The organism is Arthrobacter sp. StoSoilB19 (genome assembly GCF_019977275.1).
In the GTDB taxonomy this organism is placed as follows: Bacteria; Actinomycetota; Actinomycetes; order Actinomycetales; family Micrococcaceae; genus Arthrobacter.
The window spans coordinates 2503492-2522111 of the sequence record NZ_AP024650.1; the positions used below are offsets into that span (position 1 = coordinate 2503492).

Consider the following 18620-nt stretch of genomic DNA (forward strand, 5'->3'; position numbering starts at 1 on the left):
GCCGGATCCGCGTCAGGCCCGGCTTTCGCCCTGGAGCATCGCCACCAGGCGCTGTTCCGTTGCCGGTGAGAGGCCTGCTTTCCGCTGCCGGTCCAGTCCGCGGAGGCGTTCATCGGCCAACGTGGCGGCCAGCGTTTCCTGCCAGGGCCGCAGGACCATTCCCGCGGCCCTGGCAGCCTGGTTGCTGCGGGCCATGAAGCCGTCGTGGCCGGGCGGAAGCCAGAGCGGAAGGGAGTCCGGCCCGGACCAGTAGTTCACGCCCTGGTCCACCAGCCACTCCCCGCCGGCGGTAATCGTGGTGCTGCTGGAGGCGGACGCTTCGTGGCAGGCGCTGATGAGTTCCGCAAACGGCACCTGGTCACCAAGGGCGTTCAAGGTTCCGCTGATCCCCTTCCCCGCGGCGAGCAGGATCCAGGCCGCAAGGTCCCGGACATCCATGACCTGCGTGGGGTTCTCCCCGATGTCCGGAACCAGCACAGGTCCGGAGTTCCTGGCAATGCGGGCGGGCCAATAGCCGTAGCGGTCGGTGGGGTCGCCGGGGCCGCTGAGCAGGCCTGCCCGGCACAGGTGGGCCTTGCCGGCAGCGGCCTCCAGGGTCGCTTCTTCGATGGCCACCTTTGACTCGCCGTAGGTTTCCGGCGTGGACTGCACCCCCGGCGGCAGCGCCGGCAGCAGCGCCGCGTCTTCCGCCGCTCCCGGGACGGAATGGCCGGCGTAGGCCGAGCAGCTGGAAACAAAGGTCCAGTGCCCGGCCCTGCCGGCAAGGCCGGCGAGAGCCTGCCGGGCGGGCCCGGGGTCCCGGGCCACCTCGATCACGGCATCCCAGTCGCCCACCAGGCCCGAATATGCAGCCGGTCCCGTCGCGCGGTCCGCCCTGACCCAGTGGGCGCCCGGCGGCGGCTCACCCGATATTCCCCGCGCCAGGCACGTCACGTCATGCCCCGCGGCAACCGCCTGCCCGGCGATTTCCCTGGAGAGGAAGGCGGTTCCGCCGAGGATGAGAATGCGCATGGCCCCACGCTACGGGGGCTAGTGTTGAAAGAGAACCAAGCAATATCCCAAGGAGCTACTTCCACCCATGGTCAGCATGTTGTCCATCCTTCCCAACGCCACAACACAGCCCGATGGCGTGAGCGTCCCGGGCATCGTCATCAGCCTGGGCATCGGCGTCGCCGTCTGGCTCGTGGCCACGTTCGTCATTTCGCGCATCACCAAACGGGTGGCGGCGGGAAGCAACTTTTTCAAGAAGCCCACGTTTAGGTGGGCGGCCCCGGCCTTCCGGGCCCTGGACCACGAACGGCGCGTGCAGCGCGCGGAAACCATCGGCTCGCTGCTGAACAGCATTGTGGGCGTGCTGGTGGTGGTCATCACCGGCATGTACGTCCTGCAGAACCTGGACATCAACATCGCCCCGCTGCTCACCAGCGTGGGTATCCTGGGTGTGGCCATCGGCTTCGGCGCCCAGCAGCTGATCCGCGACTTCCTGGCCGGGATTTTCATTACCATTGAAGACCAGTACGGAATCGGTGACGTCATCGAAACCAGCGAAGTGGTGGGCGTAGTGGAGTCCATGGGTCTGCGGATCACCCGCGTCCGCTCCGACGACGGCGCCATTTGGTACCTGCGCAACGGTGAGATCCTCCGCGTGGGCAACCGCTCGCAGGGACGGTACGTTCCGCTGCACGAGTCCGACGACGGGACCACCGACCAGGGGTCGGCCCATGTTGAGACGAAGAAGACTGACCAGAAAGCCGGGGAATAGCATGTCGCTTCCGATTGAACCGCGCCCTGTTGAGCCCCAACCTGCCAAAGCAGGACCGGACCGGCAGCAGCGGCCCCAGTTGATGCAGAACGATCCCTTCAGCAAGCCGGCCTACACAGACAGCTTTTACGATGCGGTGGGCGGCCACGAGACCTTCGTTAAGCTCATCGATGTCTTTTACGACGGCGTTGCCACCGATCCGCTGCTGCGGCCCATGTACCCCGAGGAGGACCTTGCCCCGGCAAAACGCCGGTTCCTGATGTTCCTTGAGCAGTACTGGGGCGGGCCCACAACGTATGGCGAGGAGCGCGGCCACCCGCGCCTGCGCATGCGGCACATGCCGTTCAAGGTGACCCACGAGGCGAAGGACCGGTGGTTGTTCCACATGCGCACCGCCGTAGACGCCCTGGAACTGCCGCCGCTCTACGAAGGCACGCTGTGGGAGTACATGGAGCGGGCGGCGCTGTCCATGGTGAACAGCGCTTCCGAGGCCTGACGCCTGCCGACCGGAACCTGGAAGGGGCCCGGGCCGCCTTCAGCTACAGCAGGCCGCTGCCGGTCCGCGCCAGCACATGGCCGCGCGGACCGGTCAGCCGGAACCAGCGGCCGGCGCGGTAGAGCTTCTGGTCGCCGTCGGCGAGGAAGCCCAGGGCGAACGCTGCGAAGGCCGCTCCGGCGGGCAGGCCTGACGCGTCCAGTTCCCGTCCCCAGACAGCCGCCCGGGCGTTGTTGACAATCAGGGCACCCGGTTTGTCCGGCACGATGCCCGCCACCTCCGCCATGCCTGCTTCGGCCGCCGCCTTCAGGCCGGCGTCGCTGACAGCGCCCAGCAGCTCCCATCCGCCCCTTGGGGCGCCCACTCCTGTCCAGGATTCGGTGACGGTGCTGGGCGGAACCGGCAATTCGACGTCGTCCTCCCCTGCGCGTGCCAGCCGGTCCAGGACGGCAGACAGGGCAACAGTGACATCTGTTCCGGACGGTTCGGCGAGCGCCATGGTCCGCAGGCCCAGGATGGTGGGGGTGGCTTCGCCCAGGAGCCTGGGCCGCAGGACGCACACGTACGCGGCCAGGACGGAACCGGCTGCCTGCAGCCGGATGGCGCCGTCATCGATGGCTTTGGCCCTGGTGGCAAACGTCTTCAGGTCGGCGAGATCCCGGGGATCGGCGAAACGGAAGGACGAGGTGAGAAGTTCAGACACACCTAAACACTACCGGCTGCGCTCCGGTTGAGTGGCTCCCCGGGCGCCGTCTAGAGTCGGACCATGACTGAAGCCGAAGCCGGACTCCTGGCCCCGCCAAGCGGAGACCCCACCTCATCACTGATCGAACTGCTGGACCTCGGTGAACTTGAGGGCGCCCGGACGGACGAGGACATCTTCCTGGGGCCCTCACAGCGGCAGCCACACCACAGGGTGTTCGGCGGACAGGTGCTGGCGCAGTCACTCGTGGCGTCCATTCGAACGGTGGATCCTGAACGGTTTGTGCATTCCATGCACGGCTACTTCCTGCGGCCCGGTGACGCCAACAAGCCCATTACCTTTGGTGTGCAGCGGCTGCGTGACGGCCGGTCGTTTTCCGCCCGGCGCGTCCACGCCTACCAGGACGGTGTTCCCATCCTGTCCATGATTGCCTCTTTCCAGGGTGAGGACGAAGGGATCGAGCACGCGTCGGCGATGCCGGCGGGCATCCCGGACCCAGAATCGCTGCCCAGCACGGCGGACCTGCTGGGCAAGTTCGACCATCCTGTGGCCCGGCACTGGGCGTATGAGCGGCCTTTCGACATCCGGCACGTCGATCCGCCGCTGTACGTTACCGCGACCGGCCCGCGGGAGGCCCGCAACGTGGTCTGGATGAAGACGTTCGGGCCGATGCCCGACAACTCCAACCTGCACCGCGCCGCCCTGGCCTACGCCAGCGACTACACCCTGCTCGAATCCATCCTTCGGCGGCACGGCCTCAGCTGGATCACCCCGGGCATGAATGTTGCCAGCCTTGACCACGCGATGTGGTGGCACCGCCCGGCGCGCGTGGATGAATGGCTGCTCTACGTCCAGGAGTCCCCCAGCGCGCAGGGCGCACGCGGCCTGGCCACCGGCAAAATCTTCAACCGGGACGGCCAGCACGTGGCTTCCGTGGCGCAGGAGGGCATGGTGCGCGTTCCCGCCGAGGCGTCGCACACGTAGGATCCACACACGTAGGATCCACACACGTAGGATCAGCATGCCCCTGCGATCCGGCGCTGGTGCGCCGGGCATGGGAAAGGCCGGCATCCGGGAGCAATTCACAGCCCGGGTTGCCGGCCTTCCCTTTTCCTGCAAACGGGCCCGCAGGCGTCCTGTTGACGAGCCCTTGGGCCCGGCAGGTCAGTCGCGGGTCAGGCGCCGGTGGGTGACGCGGTGCGGCTTGGCCGCGTCGGGGCCCAGCCGCTGGACCTTGTTCTCCTCGTAGGATTCGAAGTTGCCCTCGAACCAGTACCACTTGGAGGGGTTCTCGTCGTCACCTTCGTAGGCAAGGATGTGCGTGGCCACGCGGTCCAGGAACCAGCGGTCGTGCGAGACCACCACGGCGCAGCCGGGGAACTCGAGCAACGCGTTTTCCAGGCTGCTGAGGGTTTCGACATCGAGGTCGTTGGTGGGCTCGTCGAGGAGCAGCAGGTTTCCGCCCTGCTTCAGGGTCAGTGCCAGGTTCAGGCGGTTTCGCTCACCACCTGACAGGACACCTGCCTTCTTCTGCTGGTCCGGGCCCTTGAAACCGAAAGCGGCCACATAGGCACGGGACGGCATCTCAACATTGCCCACCTGGATGAAGTCGAGTCCGTCGGAGACAACCTCCCACAGGGTCTTGTTGGGGTCGATGCCGCCGCGGCTCTGGTCAGCGTAGGAAATCTTGACCGAGTCACCGATCTTGAGCTCGCCGCCGTCCAGCGGTTCCAGGCCGACGATGGTCTTGAAGAGGGTGGACTTGCCCACACCGTTGGGGCCGATGACCCCCACGATGCCGTTGCGGGGCAGGGTGAAGGACAGCCCATCGATCAGGACACGCTCATCGAAGCCCTTCTGGAGGTTCCTGGCCTCCAGGACCAGGCCACCCAGGCGGGGTCCCGGCGGGATCTGGATTTCCTCGAAGTCAAGCTTGCGGGTGCGGTCGGCCTCGGCGGCCATTTCCTCGTAACGGGCCAGGCGGGCTTTGGACTTGGTCTGGCGGCCCTTGGCGTTGGACCGGACCCACTCGAGTTCCTCGGAGAGGCGCTTGGCCTGCTTGGCGTCCTTCTTGCCCTGGATCTCGAGGCGGGCGCGCTTCTTCTCCAGGTAGGTGGAGTAGTTGCCTTCGTACGGGTAGAGGTGGCCGCGGTCCACTTCCGCGATCCATTCCGCCACGTGGTCCAGGAAGTACCGGTCGTGGGTGACGGCGAGGACGGCGCCGGGGTAGCTGGAGAGGTGCTGCTCGAGCCAAAGCACGCTTTCGGCGTCCAGGTGGTTGGTGGGTTCGTCGAGGAGCAGCAGGTCGGGCTTCTGCAGGAGGAGCTTGCAGAGTGCCACGCGGCGCCGCTCACCGCCGGAAAGGTTGGTGACATCGGCATCGGCCGGCGGGCACCGGAGGGCGTCCATGGCCTGTTCCAGCTGGGAATCGAGGTCCCAGGCGTCGGCGGCGTCGATGGCCTCCTGCAGCTTGCCCATCTCTTCGAGGAGGGTGTCATAGTCAGCATCGGGGCTGGCCATTTCCTCGGAGATTTCGTTGAAGCGCTGGATCTTGCCGTAGATCTCGCCAACGCCTTCCTGGACGTTGCCCAGGACAGTCTTTTCTTCGTTAAGCGGCGGTTCCTGGAGCAGGATGCCCACGCTGTAGCCGGGGCTGAGCCTGGCCTCGCCGTTGGAGGGCGTGTCCAGCCCGGCCATGATTTTGAGGATGGTGGACTTACCGGCACCGTTTGGGCCCACAACACCAATCTTGGCGCCCGGGAAGAAGGACATGCTTACGTCATCAAGAATGAGTTTTTCGCCAACGGCCTTGCGGGCCTTGGTCATTGTGTAGATAAATTCCGCCATGGTCTCAAATCTAGTGGGTTGGCGGGCAGATCTCACATTTGCGGCGGACAGCTCAGCCGGATCAGGAGCCCACGAAGCATTTGCCGCTGGCAAGTACCGGAAGGACTGTGACGGTCACCGCACCTTCGCGAACCTGCCCGATGACGCAGTCCTTGCCCTGCAGCACGGCGGCTTCGATGGCGTCCGCCTCCAGCCCGGTGGGTGTGCGGCTTTGCGAGACCTGAAGCGCGGCCGGCGCGATGCCGGCCCCGGTCAGGGCGTCGCTGACCTGGGCAGTGGCAGGTTTCGGCGTTCCCGTGGCCAGTTTGGTCAGGGTATCCGTAACCGTCCGTTTCACCGTTTCGGTGGCGGCGGCAGCTGCGGCCGAAACCGCGCCGCCGGACGTGTTGGCCAGCGGTTCCCCGCCGGCATTACTGCCCGGCGTCGCGGAGTCCTTGGCCTGGACCGGTTGTCCGTCCGCACCGGGACCGGCAGCCGGGGCCGCCGGTGAGGGCTGGTTGCCGCTGCCACCGGCTGCAGGTCCGGTTCCGGACGGAGCAGCGGTGCACCCGGACAGGAGGCAGGCCAGCACTGCACATGCCAGGGCTGCGCCGGCGCGGTTGTACTGCCGTTTACGGGGGATGGGACGCATGGTGTCATTCTGCCATGGGTGATGGGACGGCCCGGCCCGGAAAACGGGCAGTGCACCAGAGCTCCCCTGGGACGCAGTGTCCGTCAAGGGCCTGCGGATGTGGGATGTTGGCGGGCGGACGGGTGTTGGCGGGCGGACGGAGGGCGGCCGGGGGGTGCCGCCATTCCGTCCGCCCGGGACTGGATGGGCAACGCTGATACCTGATACGTGGTTCCTAGATTTCGGCGAGTTCCCCCGTTTCCAGGTCAAGGGAGGCGAGACCGCCGTCGCTGTCCTCAATGACGACGGCGGGGTGGCCGGGATCCCCGGGGTGTTCATCTTCGCGGTCCTCCGGCTCGTCCGGGTCCTGGTCCAGCCCGGGGACGTCATCGGGGGCCGGCGGCTGCTCCACGAGGGAGAGCGCCGGCCTGGAAGCGGTGCGGATAAAGTTTGCCGACCCAAAGGAGAGGTCGTGCCCCACGGCATCGGCGTCAATGATGGCGGAGTGGTACACCCGCCCGTCCTTTTCCCACGTGCGGATCTTCAGTTTGCCCACCACGATGACCGGCTGGCCCTTCCTGATGCTGCACCCCAGGGTTCCCGCCAGCTGGCGGTAGCCCTGCACGGTGAACCAGTTGGTGTGCCCGTCGCCCCAGGTCCTGGATTCGCGGTCGAAGCGGCGGGTGGTGGAACCGATGCGGAAGGAAGCTGTTGCCACTCCCCCTGGCGTGGTGGAACTGGTTATCTCGGTGGCCACGAAGCCCCGGATGGTGATGGTTTCGCTCATGTCTACGTCCTGTCTGGATGGTGGCGCCTTTAGCAGGCATGACCAGCATCGCGCCGGACCACGTCGGGCAGGAGGGACGGGTTTGCCTATGTGGACAACGTCCGGGGGAAAGGCCGGTGTGGAGGATGAGTGGCGGCTGGATGACACCGCCGGCAGCCGGGCAATGTAAACTTTTTGAGGCGCCGGCCTGCAGGCCGGAAGCCAACGCCTCAGTAGCTCAGGGGATAGAGCAGCGGCCTTCTAATCCGCCGGTCGGGGGTTCGATTCCCTCCTGGGGCACCGCAGTGGATGGCGCCCCGGTCTTCGGACCGGGGCGTTGTGCGTGGCGCTACGCGTGCAGCCGGTGCGGCGCTTCCATCAGGGAGCGGATCACGCTTCCGGCTGCCCCCAAAAGGGCGCCCGACTCGCCAACGGCGGACATCGTCACCTGGCTGGATGCATATTTCCCTGGCGCATATTTGTCCAGGCTCGCCAGCAACGGGGCACGCAGCCATGGTTCGAGGACCGCGAAGTGGCCCCCAAGGACCACAGATTCGATGTTGACCACCCGCGCCGTCGAGGCGAGTGCTATCCCCAGGCAGCGTCCCGCACGTTCGACGGCGGAAACAGCCCGGGGCTCCCCGGCCCGCAGCGCCTGCAGCAGGGCGGACATGTCCGCGGAGCGGGAACCCCGGTCCAGGGCCAGGCCGGCCGCGGCAAAAATGGCGTCCTGGCCGGCAACGGTCTCCAGGCAGCCGGTCCCGCCGCATGAACAATGCCCGCCGTCGGGGTCAACCACAATGTGCCCCACCTCGCCCGCGTGGCCGTGCGGACCGGTGAATAGCTCTGATCCGATGACTATCCCGCCACCGACGCCCACCTCGCCGGAGACGAAGAGGAAGTCCGACGCCCCGTCCGGCCGGTGCCGCAGTTCGGCGAGGGCTGCGGCGTTGGCTTCATTGAACAGCGCCACCCCAAGGGGAGCTTCGGGCAGCAGCGCCTCCAGGTCCAGGTCCGCATTGACCCAGCCCAGGTTCGGAGCGGTGAGCACCCGCGCCAGGGCCGGGTCAACGAGCCCGGGCACGGCAAGTCCGCCACCCAGGACCTCGACGCCGTGCTCCCCCGCCGTGCTCCTGACCCGGGCGGCCAGGGCTGCGAGCGCGGACAGCACCGGCCCGTCCGGGCTGTTGCGGTTGTCGCGTTCCTCTTCCTCCCGGACGAGGACGGTTCCGGCGAGGTCCACCACTGCCGCGGAGATGTAGTCGACGTTGATTTCCATCCCCATGACCGCCCGGCTGGGGCTGAGTTCCAGACCCACGCCGGGACGGCCCCGCCCCTGCGGGTTGAGGCCGATTTCGCGGACGATCCCTGCGTCAAGGAGGTCCAGCACCAGGCTGGACACTGATGCCTTGGTCAGTCCGGTGGCTCCGGCCAGCTGGGCGCGGCTGGGATGGACGCCTGGCGGAAACTCGGCGATTGCGCCAAGGACCAGTGCCAGGTTGCTGCGCCGGACATCCGCCACGCTTCCGGGGGCAGCGCCTCCGGGTCCCGCCACTGCAGGCGCCGGCATCACCATCACAAACCTCCCCGTCCAAGTTCCGACAGATTTTCCGGCTGTTTTCCAGCCGGGACTCTTGACCCAACCCTACGACGGCTCATATAGTTCAGGCAATAAACTAAAGCTTCGCACCTCCGCGGAGCCCGATCGCAAGGACGCATCATGACTCTTACGCCCACCCCCGCCGACAAATTCACTTTTGGTCTCTGGACCGTCGGCTGGACCGGCGCCGATCCGTTCGGCGTCGCCACCCGTGCCGCGCTGGACCCGGTGGAGGCCGTGCACCGCCTGGCAGAACTGGGCGCGTACGGCATCACGTTCCACGACAACGACCTTGTCCCGTTTGATGCCTCCGCCTCGGAGCGGGACCTGATCCTGAAGAACTTCCGCGCGGCCCTGTCCGAGACCGGGCTGAAAGTTCCCATGGTGACCACCAACCTGTTCAGCCACCCTGTCTTCAAGGACGGCGGCTTCACCTCGAATGACCGCTCGATCCGCCGCTTCGCCCTCTCCAAGGTCCTGCGCAACATCGACCTCGCCGCCGAACTCGGCGCCGAAACCTTTGTCATGTGGGGCGGCCGGGAAGGCAGCGAATACGACGGCTCCAAGGACCTGGCCGCCGCCCTGGACCGGATGAAGGAAGGCGTGGACACCGCCGCCGGCTACATCAAGGACAAGGGCTACAACCTGCGGATCGCGCTCGAGCCCAAGCCCAACGAACCCCGCGGCGACATCTTCCTGCCCACCGTGGGCCACGGCCTGGCCTTCATCGCCCAGCTCGAGCACGGCGACATCGTGGGCCTGAACCCCGAAACCGGCCACGAGCAAATGGCCGGACTGAACTTCACCCACGGCATCGCCCAGGCCCTGTGGGCCGGCAAGCTCTTCCACATCGACCTCAACGGCCAGCGCGGCATCAAGTACGACCAGGACCTCGTCTTCGGACACGGGGACCTGACCAGCGCCTTCTTCACCGTGGACCTGCTCGAGAACGGCTTCCCCGGCGGCGGCCCTACCTATGACGGCCCCCGGCACTTCGACTACAAGCCCTCCCGCACCGATGGCTACGACGGCGTGTGGGAGTCGGCCAAGGCCAACATGTCCATGTACCTGCTGCTGAAGGAACGCGCCCTGGCCTTCCGCGCCGACCCGCAGGTACAGGAAGCCCTCAAGACCTCCGGCGTCTTCGAACTCGGCGAACCCACCCTCAAGGCCGGCGAAACCACCGCCGACCTGCTGGCCGACGCCGCAGCATTCCAGGACTTCGACGCCGACAAGGCAGCCGAACGCTCCTTTGCCTTCGTGCGCCTCAACCAGCTCGCCATCGAACACCTCCTCGGCGCCCACTAGGCCATGGTGCTCGTCGCAGGCATCGACAGCTCCACCCAGTCCTGCAAGGTGGTGATCCGCGACGCGGATACCGGAGCACTCGTCCGCCAGGGCCGGGCCACGCACCCTGCCGGCAGCGAGGTTCATCCGGACCATTGGTGGACTGCCCTTCAAAAGGCGGCGGCCGACGCCGGCGGGCTGGATGACGTCAGCGCCGTCTCGGTGGGCGGGCAGCAGCACGGCATGGTCTGCCTGGACAGCGACGGTGCCGTCATCCGCCCGGCGCTGCTGTGGAACGACACCCGCAGCGCCGGCGCGGCCGTGGAGCTCATCAAGGATGCCGGCGGCGGCGATCCCGCCGCCGGCGCCGAGTATTGGGCCCGCACCACCGGAACTGTCCCCGTTGCTTCCCTCACGGTGACCAAGCTGCACTGGCTGGCGGAAAACGAACCGGAGAATGCGGCAAAGGTGGCCGCTGTCTGCCTTCCGCACGACTGGCTGACGTGGCGGCTCGCCGGCTTCGGCCCGGGCAGCGGCGCCGAAGGGCTTGCCGCCTTGGCCACAGACCGCTCCGACGCATCAGGCACGGGGTACTACTCGACGGCGGAGGACAACTACCTTCCGGACGTCCTGTCCGCGGCGCTCGGCCACGTTCCTGCCGTCCCCAGGGTTCTTGGCCCGTTGGAGGCGGCCGGGCGGACTCCCGCAGGCAGCGTCCTGGCAGCGGGTGCCGGGGACAACGCGGCCGCCGCGCTTGGCGCAGGGGCGGGGTTGGGCGACGTCGTGATGTCCCTGGGCACATCCGGCACCGTTTTCGCCGTCTCGGAAACACCGGCGGCAGATCCGTCCGGACTGGTGGCGGGGTTTGCCGACGCTGCCGGGCACTACCTGCCGCTGGTCTGCACCTTGAACGCCACCCGGGTCTTTGATGCCACGGCGGCGCTGCTGGGCGTGGACCTGCCGGAGTTCAACCGGCTGGCCCTGTCTGCCGGTTCCGGCGCCGGAGGGCTCACCCTGGTGCCCTACCTTGACGGGGAACGGACACCCAACCTGCCGGACGCCACGGGTACCCTGCACGGCATCACCCGTGCCAACTACACCCCGGCCAACCTGGCGCGCGCCGCCGTCGAAGGCGTGGTCTGCTCCCTGGCCGACGGCCTGGCGGCGCTGCAGGCCCAGGGCGTGTCTGCCCGCCGGATCCTCCTGGTGGGCGGGGGCGCCCAATCCACCGCCGTGCAGGAAGTCGCAGCGGCCCTGCTGGGAACACCCGTCACAGTGCCGGAGCCGGGTGAGTATGTTGCCGACGGCGCGGCACGCCAGGCAGCGGCGGCCCTCACCGGACGTTTCCCTGCATGGGCTGCTGGCGCCGTCAACCTTCCACCGGGGAAGGACGACGGCGGCGTGCTGGCCCGGTACCGGCGGTTCGCCTCGCTGTATACCCAGGGCAGCAACAGGTAACAAAGAAACAAAGGGACCCGGACCCGCGGTGGGCATCCACCGCCGGTCCGGGTCCTTTCCATGTGGGGCGCAGGCTCCTGCCAGTCATGTTGGGAACGTGGCAGGAGCCCGCGGTCTTGGGTCAGGTCAGGCGTACGGGAGGACGAGCTCCGCGTAGCGCTCCTTTACTGAGGCCAGGACGGTATTGCCGTCCGTGTCCCAGATCTCCTGATTGAAGATTTCCACTTCGATGTCGCCGGTGTACCCGGCATCCCGCACCCAGGTGCCGATGGTGGCAAAGTCCACCACGCCGTCGCCCATGTAGCCTCGGGACAGCAGCGGATCGGCGGCGATGGGCATGTTGAAGTCACACACCTGGTAGGAGGCGATGCGGCTCTCCCGGCCGGCCCGCTCGATCTGCGCCTTCAGTTCCGGGTCCCACCAGACGTGGAAGGTATCGACGGCGACCCCCACCGTTGAGGCGTCGAAGGGCGCTGCGAGGTCCAGCGCCTGGCCCAGGGTGGAGATGAGCGCGCGGTCAGCCGCATACATCGGGTGCAGCGGTTCCAGGACCAGGCGTACGCCGTTTTCCTGCGCAAACGGAACCAGGTCGGCGAGCCGGTCGGCGACGCGCTGGCGGGCTGCCACCACGTCCTTCTCCCCCGGGGCCAGGCCGCCGACCACCAGGAAGAGCTCCCTGGTGTCCAGTGCCACGGCTTCCAGGATGGCTGCCTTGTTGTCCGCGAGCGCGGCCGCCTGGCCCTCTGGATCGGGGGCGGTGAGGAATCCGCCGCGGCACAGCGAGGAGACACGCAGCCCGGCGTCCTTGATCAGGCGGGCGGCCTTGTCCAGGCCGGCCTCCTCCACCCGGTCCCGCCACGGTCCGATGGCGGGGATCCCGGCGTTGACGCAGCCCTCGACGACCTGGGCGAGCGTCCACTTCTTGGTGGTGGCACTGTTGATGGAGAGGCGGGAGAAGTCGCTCATACTCCCACCCCGTTGATCCGCAGGTAGTCCGACATCCGAAAGGCTGCCAGCGCCGGGTCCCTGAGCAGGCCGGCCTGGTCGGCGAGTTCGAAGGTCCTGGCCAGGTGGCATACGGAGCGGCCGGAGTGCAGGCCGCCCACCATCTGGAAGCCGGGCTGCTTGCCGTTGAGCCAGGACATGAACGCGATGCCGGTCTTGTAGTAGAACGTGGGGGCGCTGAAGATGTGCTTGCCCAGTTCGCGGGTGGAGTCCAGGATCTCCCGCGCCTTCGCCGGGTTGCCGGCGTCATAGTTCTGCAGGGCCACCGAGGCGGCGGGATAGATCGCCGCGAAGATGCCCAGCAGGGCGTCCGAGTGGTGGCTGCCGTCGCCGTCGATCAGTTCGGGGTAGTTGAAGTCGTCCCCGGTGTAGAGGCGGACACCCTCGGGCAGTGCCGCCCGCAGGGCAATTTCGTGGCCGGCATCCAGCAGCGAGACCTTGACGCCGTCCACCTTGTCCGCGTGGTCCCTGATGAGGCCCAGGAAGGTTTCGGTGGCGGTTGCGACGTCGTCCGAGCCCCAGTAGCCGGCGAGCGCGGGATCGAACATGGTGCCCAGCCAGTGCAGGATGACCGGCTGGTCCACTTCCTGCAGCAGGGTGGAGTACACCCGCAGGTAGTCCTCCGGGCCGCCGGCGACCCTGGCCAGGGCCCGGGAGGCCATCAGGATGACCTTGGGTCCGGCCTCGGCAACCACGGCAATCTGCTCGCGGTAGGCCTCGAGCACCGCCTGGATGCCTGCTTCGCCGGTGGGCAGTGCAGCGGTGTCCAGCTGGTCGGTTCCGGCGCCGCAGGAGACGAGGTCACGGACGGACTTGCCGGCGGTGGCCGGGTTGTTGGCGGAAACCACGGATGCGGCTTCCACTCCCGTGCGCTTGATGAGCTGCTGCGTCGCTGCCCAGTCCAGGCCCATGCCGCGCTGGGCTGTGTCCATGGCATCGGCGACGCCCAGACCGTAGGACCACAGTTCGTGGCGGTACGCCATGGTGGCGTCCCAGTCCAGGCGGGCGGGGGCACCGGGCGTATTGTCCGCCAGCACCTCGGGGATGACGTGGGCGGCCGCATAGGCGCGCCGTGCAGTCAGGGGCGCAGTGGGCCGGGCCCAGGCGGCGCCGCCCTGAAGGCGGTACTCCCTGGTTCCGCCGTCTTCGGAGGGAAGGATGAGGGACGTCATTAGAGGGTGATCTCCGGGATATCGATGGTGCGGCGTTCGCCGCTGGACTGCAGGCCAAGTTCGGCGAGCTGGACGCCGCGGGCGGCGGACAGCAGGCCGAAGCGGTGCTCGCGGCCGGCCACGACGTCGCGGAGGAACTCTTCCCACTGCAGTTTGAAGCCGTTGTCCAGGTCGGCGTTGGCGGGAACTTCCTGCCACTGGTCCCGGAAGGATTCGGTGACGGGCAGGTCCGGGTTCCATACGGGCTTGGGGGTGTGTGCGCGCTGCTGGGCGACACACTTATTCAGGCCGGCGACGGCGGAACCGTGCGTGCCGTCCACCTGGAATTCCACCAGTTCGTCGCGGTACACGCGCACTGCCCAGGAGGAGTTGATCTGGCCGATGACTTCGTCTCCGGCCGGAGTCTCGAGTTCGAAGATGCCGTAGGAGGCGTCGTCGGCGGTGGCCTTGTATTCCTTGCCGGCCTCGTCCCAGCGGGTGGGGATGTGGGTGGCCGTCTTGGCGTTGACGCTCTTGACCTTGCCGATGATGCCCTCAAGGACGTAGTTCCAGTGGCAGAACATGTCCGTGGTCATGCCACCGCCGTCCTCCTTGCGGTAGTTCCAGGACGGACGCTGGGCTGACTGGATGTCGCCTTCGAAGACCCAGTAACCGAACTCGCCGCGGATGGAAAGGATGCGGCCGAAGAAGCCTTCATCCACCAGGCGGCGGAGCTTGACCAGGCCGGGCAGGTACAGCTTGTCGTGGACAACACCGGCAGTGACGCCGGCTTCCTTGCCGACGCGCGCCAGTTCAATGGCCTCCTCCAGCGTTTCCGCCGTGGGCTTCTCCGTGAAGATGTGCTTGCCGGCCAGCATGGCCTTCTTCAGGGTGGCGGCGCGGAGGCTGGTCATCGAGGCGTCGAACACGACGTCGACAGTGGGGTCGCTGATCACGGCGTCCAGGTCGGTGGACCATTCGGAGACCTTGTGCTTTTCCGCCAGCTCGCGGATCTTGGCCTCGTTGCGGCCCACCAGGATGGGTTCAACCTGGACCCTGGTTCCGTCCTCGAGGGTGAAGCCGCCGGCATCGCGGATGGGCAGGATGGAGCGCAGCAGGTGCTGGCGGTAGCCCATCCGGCCGGTAATGCCGTTCATGGCGATGCGGATCGTTTTGGTTTCGTAGCCCATGTGTCCTCCACGGTGAGTGAGCAATGTACTGAAGTTGTCTGGGAAAGCGCGTTCCCGCTGCTTCAATAATGCACGGCGCGCTTTCCGTTGGCAAGCGCTTTCCGGAAGCAGTTTGAACTGTCATAATGTGCTTAGCCTTTGAGCCCGTACCGACCACCAGGAGATGCAGTGGCTGCAAGTACCCTTACCGAGGTGGCCCGCCTGGCCGGCGTCTCGCCCGCCACCGCTTCCCGCGTGCTGAATGGCTCGGCCCGTAAACCGGGCAAGGACATTGCCGACCGCGTCCGGCAGGCAGCTGAATCGCTGGGCTATATCCCCAACGCCCAGGCGCAGGGCCTGGCGAAATCCAGCTCCGGCCTGATCGGCCTGATTGTGCATGACATTGCCGACCCCTATTTCGCGGCCATCGCCAGGGGCGTGCAGGAAGCCGCCCGGGAACAACGCAAAATGGTGCTGCTCGCCACCACCGGAGGCGGCCCGGCCGAAGAGAAGGAAGCAGTGGCCGCCTTCGCGGCGCGGCGCGCGGACTCCATTGTGATCGCCGGTTCCCGTTCCTGCCGGGAAGAGGACCGGGAGGGCAACGCCGAACTGGCTGCCGAACTTGACCGCTACTGCCGCAACGGCGGCCGGGTTGCCGTGGTGGGACATCCCGTCGTGGGTGCAACCGCTCCGGAGGGGTACCACGTGGTGAAAGTCCCCAACCAGGAGCTGGCCGGGCAGCTCGCCGCCGGGCTTGCGGAAGGCTGGGACGGCGACTTCGTGATCATCGGCGGCCCTGAGGGCCTCCTGACGTCCGACGACCGTGTCCGCGGCTTCCAGGAAGGGTTGGAGCGCGCCGGGCGGCGGCCGGCAGAGGTGCTCCGCACGGCCTTCAACCGGTCCGGTGGATATGAGGCAGGACTTCAACTGGCCGCCAGGATCAAAGCAGCCCAGTCCGGGGACGGGGCCGCACCCAGGCTGTGTATTTTTGCGGTCAATGACGTCATGGCCATCGGCGCCGCAGCAGCCCTGCGGTCCGAGGGGCTGCGGATCCCCCGCGACGCAGCCATCGCCGGCTTTGACGACATTGAAACCCTCCGCGACTTCCGCCCCGCCCTGTCCACTGTCCGGCTGCCCCTGGAAGACATCGGGCGCCTTGCCACCAGGGCCACTGGCCGGAATCCGGCCGACGGCGACGGCGGCGAGGTGGAGGCCGCTCCCGGCGGCATCACCGGAGAGGTAACCCTGCGGCGCAGCACGGAAGCGGCAGCCTGATGGCACCGCGGGGACTTACCGCGGTGGCCGCCCGTTCCGGCGCCGCGGGCCCGCGTCCTGCCATCCTGGTCCTGCCGGGCGGGGGCTATGCCCGCCAGGCAGACCACGAAGCCGAGCCGGTGGCAGAATGGCTTGCCGCACTGGGGATCCACGCCTTCGTCCTCCGCTACCGGGTGGCCCCGGACCGGCACCCGGCCCCGCTGGAAGACGCCAAGGAAGCCATGCTCCACATCCGGAACGGGGAGCACGGGCTCCCCGTGGACGCGGAGCGCGTCGGCGTCCTGGGATTCTCCGCGGGCGGGCACCTGGCCGCCACCTTGTGCACGGCGGCTGCCACGGGGAAGCCGGAGCTCGACAATCCCGCGGCGGTGCCGGATCTTTCGGTGCTGTGCTACCCCGTGGCGTCCCTGACCCACGAAGCCCACCAGGGCTCGGTGGCCAACCTCCTTGGCGACGCACCGCCGTCGGCCCTCCTCACGGCACTCTCGGCGGAGCTGAACGTCACGCCCCGCACACCGCCGGCATTCATTTGGCACACCGCCGACGACGAGGCCGTCCCGGTCAGCAACAGCCTGAACTATGCCAGGGCACTGATTGCTGCCGGCGTTCCGGCGGAACTGCATGTTTTCCCGGAAGGACGGCACGGGCTGGGACTCGCGGCCGGCGAACCAGGGCCCGGGCAATGGACGTCCCTGTGCGCGGCGTGGCTGCAGCGCGCCGGATGGGCCGGCTCCCGGCCGGCACGGCAGCAGGAAACTGAGACCGGCCCTGCCGGTGGCCGGAAGGGCGGCCTGCTAGGGCAGCGCCCGGATGGTCCAGTCCGCGGAATGTGATGCGCCGGGCTGCAGGTGCACCAGGTCCATGCCGGAATGCAGTGCATCCGGAGGGCACGTCATGGGCTCAACGGCCAGGCCGAGCCGGTCCGGGCCGGCAGGCTTGTCCCCCGTATGCACCTGGACCCAGGGCCACTCCGCCCCCCATTCCAGTTCCACGCCGGTCCCCGACGGATCCAGCACCCGGACGCGTGCCAGGCCGGCGGCGTCCCGGGAGATGTCCGTGAAGGCGTGGTCGATCTTCACCTCTCCCAGCCGGCGGGGCGAGCGGAAGTCAAAGGCACCTGCGCCCACCTCCCGCATTCCCACGGGAAGCAGCCGGTCCGGCGTGACCTCCAGGTAGGCAGCGGCCGGAAGTTCCAGCGACCAGTCATCCAGCGGGGAGGGCCCGGCCACCAGGTAGGGATGTGGGCACACCCCGTAGGGCGCGGCAACGGGGCCGGCATTGACGGCCAGGACGGTGCTGTGGAGCCCGTCAGCGGAAAGCGAGTAGGTGACGCTGAGGTCCAGGTCGGCCGGGTACTCCGGGCCTGACGGGATGCGGCAGCCCAGGACCGCCCGGTCCGCGGCCGCCTCCAGCACCTTCCACGCCTGATGGATGGCCAGGCCGTGCAGCGCGGCGCCGCGTTCGGGTTCGTTGACGGCGGCCGTGTACGGTTTCCCGGCATAGGTGTAGGTGCCGTCGGCCAGCCGGTTGGGCCAGGGCGCGCAGATGACGCCGCGGTAGTCAGGCACGGGGCCTTCGGGCCCGAAGCCCACCACCAGGTCCCGGTTCCCGTGGCGCAGTTCGCGGAGCGCCCCGCCGCGCCGGGTGACGACGGCGGAGTAGGGTCCGTGGGCGAGGTGGATCTCGGTGCCGGGCATGGATTCCCCCAGGTTCTGATTGTGTTAGCGCTCACCAGCGTACCCCACCCCGGCCCTTGGCGGGTGGCTAAAGTTGGCCCCATGGACACCGCCGCCGACCAGGAGCTCATCGCCGCCGTCAAAGGCGCGCTCCGGGAACTCGCCAACCCGGAGCGTGCCACCGGCGCCCAGGCCTACATGAGGTCAGCGATTCCCTCGCTGGGCGTCCGGGTTCCGGACGTGCGGCGGATCGCGGCCCGGGCTGCGGCTGACTTTCCGCCCGCCTCTGCCGGGCAACTGCGCGCCACCGTACTGGAGCTCTGGCGCACCTCCACCTTCCGGGAGGAACGGTATGCGGCCATAGACCTGACCGGGCACCGGCTGGTGGCCCGGGACCTGGACATGCTGCCCGTCTACGAGGAGATCATCCGCACCGGCGCCTGGTGGGATTTCGCGGATGGCGTGTCCGGCCGGATCTGCGGGCTGCTGCAGGCGCACCGGGCCCCGGTGTCGGCAACCCTGAGGCTGTGGAGCCACGACCCCGAGCTTTGGATCCGCAGGGCCTCCATCACGTCGCAACTGCGTGCGAAGAAGGACACTGACACCGCGTTGCTGGCGGCCGTCATTGAGCCGAACCTGGCGGACCGGGAGTTCTTCATCCGGAAGGCGATCGGCTGGGCCCTGCGCGAATATGGCAAGACGGCGCCGGAGTGGGTGGAAGCCTTCGTCGCCCGGCAGGGACCCGCCATGAGCGCGTTGTCACGCAGGGAGGCCCTGCGCGGGATCGCCGCCGTACCGGCGCCGCAGTAGTGCGC

18 protein-coding genes and 1 tRNA gene are annotated in these 18620 nt (G+C 68.0%); 9 read left to right on the forward strand and 10 right to left on the reverse strand.

Annotated elements, in window-relative coordinates:
• Positions 1 to 12: 12 nt before the first annotated feature.
• Positions 13 to 1011 (reverse strand): NAD-dependent epimerase/dehydratase family protein, encoded by a 999-nt coding sequence (locus tag LDO86_RS11480; RefSeq protein WP_018769484.1) that lies wholly within the window; start codon positions 1009 to 1011, stop codon positions 13 to 15.
• 67 nt (positions 1012 to 1078) lie between these two features.
• Between LDO86_RS11480 and LDO86_RS11485 the strand changes: the two genes are divergently transcribed.
• Positions 1079 to 1762, forward strand: a complete 684-nt coding sequence (locus LDO86_RS11485; RefSeq protein WP_018769485.1) for a mechanosensitive ion channel domain-containing protein — start codon at positions 1079 to 1081, stop codon at positions 1760 to 1762.
• A gap of 82 nt (positions 1763 to 1844) precedes the next feature.
• A complete protein-coding gene (locus tag LDO86_RS11490; RefSeq protein ID WP_134164761.1) occupies positions 1845 to 2258 on the forward strand; it encodes a globin in 414 nt (137 codons plus the stop codon).
• A gap of 43 nt (positions 2259 to 2301) precedes the next feature.
• On the opposite strand, the gene LDO86_RS11495 is transcribed toward LDO86_RS11490, so the two are convergent.
• A complete protein-coding gene (locus LDO86_RS11495) occupies positions 2302 to 2961 on the reverse strand; it encodes a hypothetical protein (protein WP_018769487.1) in 660 nt (219 codons plus the stop codon).
• 63 nt (positions 2962 to 3024) lie between these two features.
• On the opposite strand from LDO86_RS11495, the gene LDO86_RS11500 reads away from it, so the two are divergent.
• Positions 3025 to 3945, forward strand: coding sequence for an acyl-CoA thioesterase II (locus LDO86_RS11500; protein ID WP_018769488.1), 921 nt, complete (start codon positions 3025 to 3027; stop codon positions 3943 to 3945).
• Positions 3946 to 4125: 180 nt separating this feature from the next.
• Here LDO86_RS11500 and ettA read toward each other — a convergent pair whose 3' ends face one another.
• From ettA to LDO86_RS11515, 3 genes are all read right to left on the reverse strand, one after another.
• Positions 4126 to 5808, reverse strand: coding sequence for an energy-dependent translational throttle protein EttA (gene ettA, locus LDO86_RS11505; RefSeq protein WP_018769489.1), 1683 nt, complete (start codon positions 5806 to 5808; stop codon positions 4126 to 4128).
• 61 nt (positions 5809 to 5869) lie between these two features.
• Positions 5870 to 6439: a hypothetical protein gene (locus tag LDO86_RS11510; protein ID WP_018769490.1), complete on the reverse strand. Its 570-nt coding sequence runs from the start codon at positions 6437 to 6439 to the stop codon at positions 5870 to 5872.
• Positions 6440 to 6653: 214 nt separating this feature from the next.
• Positions 6654 to 7205 (reverse strand): single-stranded DNA-binding protein, encoded by a 552-nt coding sequence (locus LDO86_RS11515; RefSeq protein ID WP_018769491.1) that lies wholly within the window; start codon positions 7203 to 7205, stop codon positions 6654 to 6656.
• 206 nt (positions 7206 to 7411) lie between these two features.
• Here LDO86_RS11515 and LDO86_RS11520 point away from each other — a divergent pair.
• Positions 7412 to 7484: transfer RNA gene (locus tag LDO86_RS11520), tRNA-Arg, on the forward strand.
• A gap of 49 nt (positions 7485 to 7533) precedes the next feature.
• Here the strand turns inward: LDO86_RS11520 and LDO86_RS11525 are convergent.
• The gene (locus LDO86_RS11525) at positions 7534 to 8760 is read right to left on the reverse strand and encodes an ROK family protein (RefSeq protein WP_018769492.1); all 1227 of its coding nucleotides are present in this window, start codon (positions 8758 to 8760) and stop codon (positions 7534 to 7536) included.
• A 144-nt stretch (positions 8761 to 8904) separates the two neighbouring features.
• Between LDO86_RS11525 and xylA the strand changes: the two genes are divergently transcribed.
• Positions 8905 to 10092, forward strand: a complete 1188-nt coding sequence (gene xylA / locus LDO86_RS11530; protein ID WP_018769493.1) for a xylose isomerase — start codon at positions 8905 to 8907, stop codon at positions 10090 to 10092.
• Between the two features lie 3 nt (positions 10093 to 10095).
• Positions 10096 to 11529, forward strand: a complete 1434-nt coding sequence (gene xylB / locus LDO86_RS11535; RefSeq protein WP_018769494.1) for a xylulokinase — start codon at positions 10096 to 10098, stop codon at positions 11527 to 11529.
• 126 nt (positions 11530 to 11655) lie between these two features.
• Here xylB and LDO86_RS11540 read toward each other — a convergent pair whose 3' ends face one another.
• The 3 genes from LDO86_RS11540 to LDO86_RS11550 are packed head-to-tail and all read right to left on the reverse strand — an operon-like array spanning position 11656 to position 14875.
• Positions 11656 to 12495 (reverse strand): sugar phosphate isomerase/epimerase family protein, encoded by an 840-nt coding sequence (locus LDO86_RS11540; RefSeq protein WP_018769495.1) that lies wholly within the window; start codon positions 12493 to 12495, stop codon positions 11656 to 11658.
• Positions 12492 to 13706 (reverse strand): dihydrodipicolinate synthase family protein, encoded by a 1215-nt coding sequence (locus LDO86_RS11545; RefSeq protein ID WP_018769496.1) that lies wholly within the window; start codon positions 13704 to 13706, stop codon positions 12492 to 12494. The genes LDO86_RS11540 and LDO86_RS11545 overlap by 4 nt, the downstream gene beginning before the upstream one ends.
• Positions 13706 to 14875: a Gfo/Idh/MocA family oxidoreductase gene (locus tag LDO86_RS11550; protein ID WP_018769497.1), complete on the reverse strand. Its 1170-nt coding sequence runs from the start codon at positions 14873 to 14875 to the stop codon at positions 13706 to 13708. Before LDO86_RS11550 ends, LDO86_RS11545 begins: the two co-directional genes overlap by 1 nt.
• A 168-nt stretch (positions 14876 to 15043) precedes the next feature.
• Between LDO86_RS11550 and LDO86_RS11555 the strand changes: the two genes are divergently transcribed.
• Entirely contained in the window at positions 15044 to 16129 is a 1086-nt protein-coding gene (locus LDO86_RS11555) for a LacI family DNA-binding transcriptional regulator (protein ID WP_018769498.1), read from the forward strand.
• On the forward strand, positions 16129 to 16962 hold the full coding sequence (locus LDO86_RS11560; RefSeq protein WP_018769499.1) for an alpha/beta hydrolase: 834 nt from the start codon (positions 16129 to 16131) through the stop codon (positions 16960 to 16962). Before LDO86_RS11555 ends, LDO86_RS11560 begins: the two co-directional genes overlap by 1 nt.
• Here the strand turns inward: LDO86_RS11560 and LDO86_RS11565 are convergent.
• Positions 16924 to 17826, reverse strand: a complete 903-nt coding sequence (locus tag LDO86_RS11565) for an aldose 1-epimerase family protein (RefSeq protein ID WP_018769500.1) — start codon at positions 17824 to 17826, stop codon at positions 16924 to 16926. The two genes, LDO86_RS11560 and LDO86_RS11565, sit on opposite strands and share 39 nt — an antisense overlap.
• Positions 17827 to 17907: 81 nt before the next feature.
• Here LDO86_RS11565 and LDO86_RS11570 point away from each other — a divergent pair, with 81 nt between their 5' ends.
• Complete coding sequence (locus LDO86_RS11570; protein WP_018769501.1) at positions 17908 to 18615, forward strand: DNA alkylation repair protein; 708 nt, start codon at positions 17908 to 17910, stop codon at positions 18613 to 18615.
• Positions 18616 to 18620: the final 5 nt, after the last annotated feature.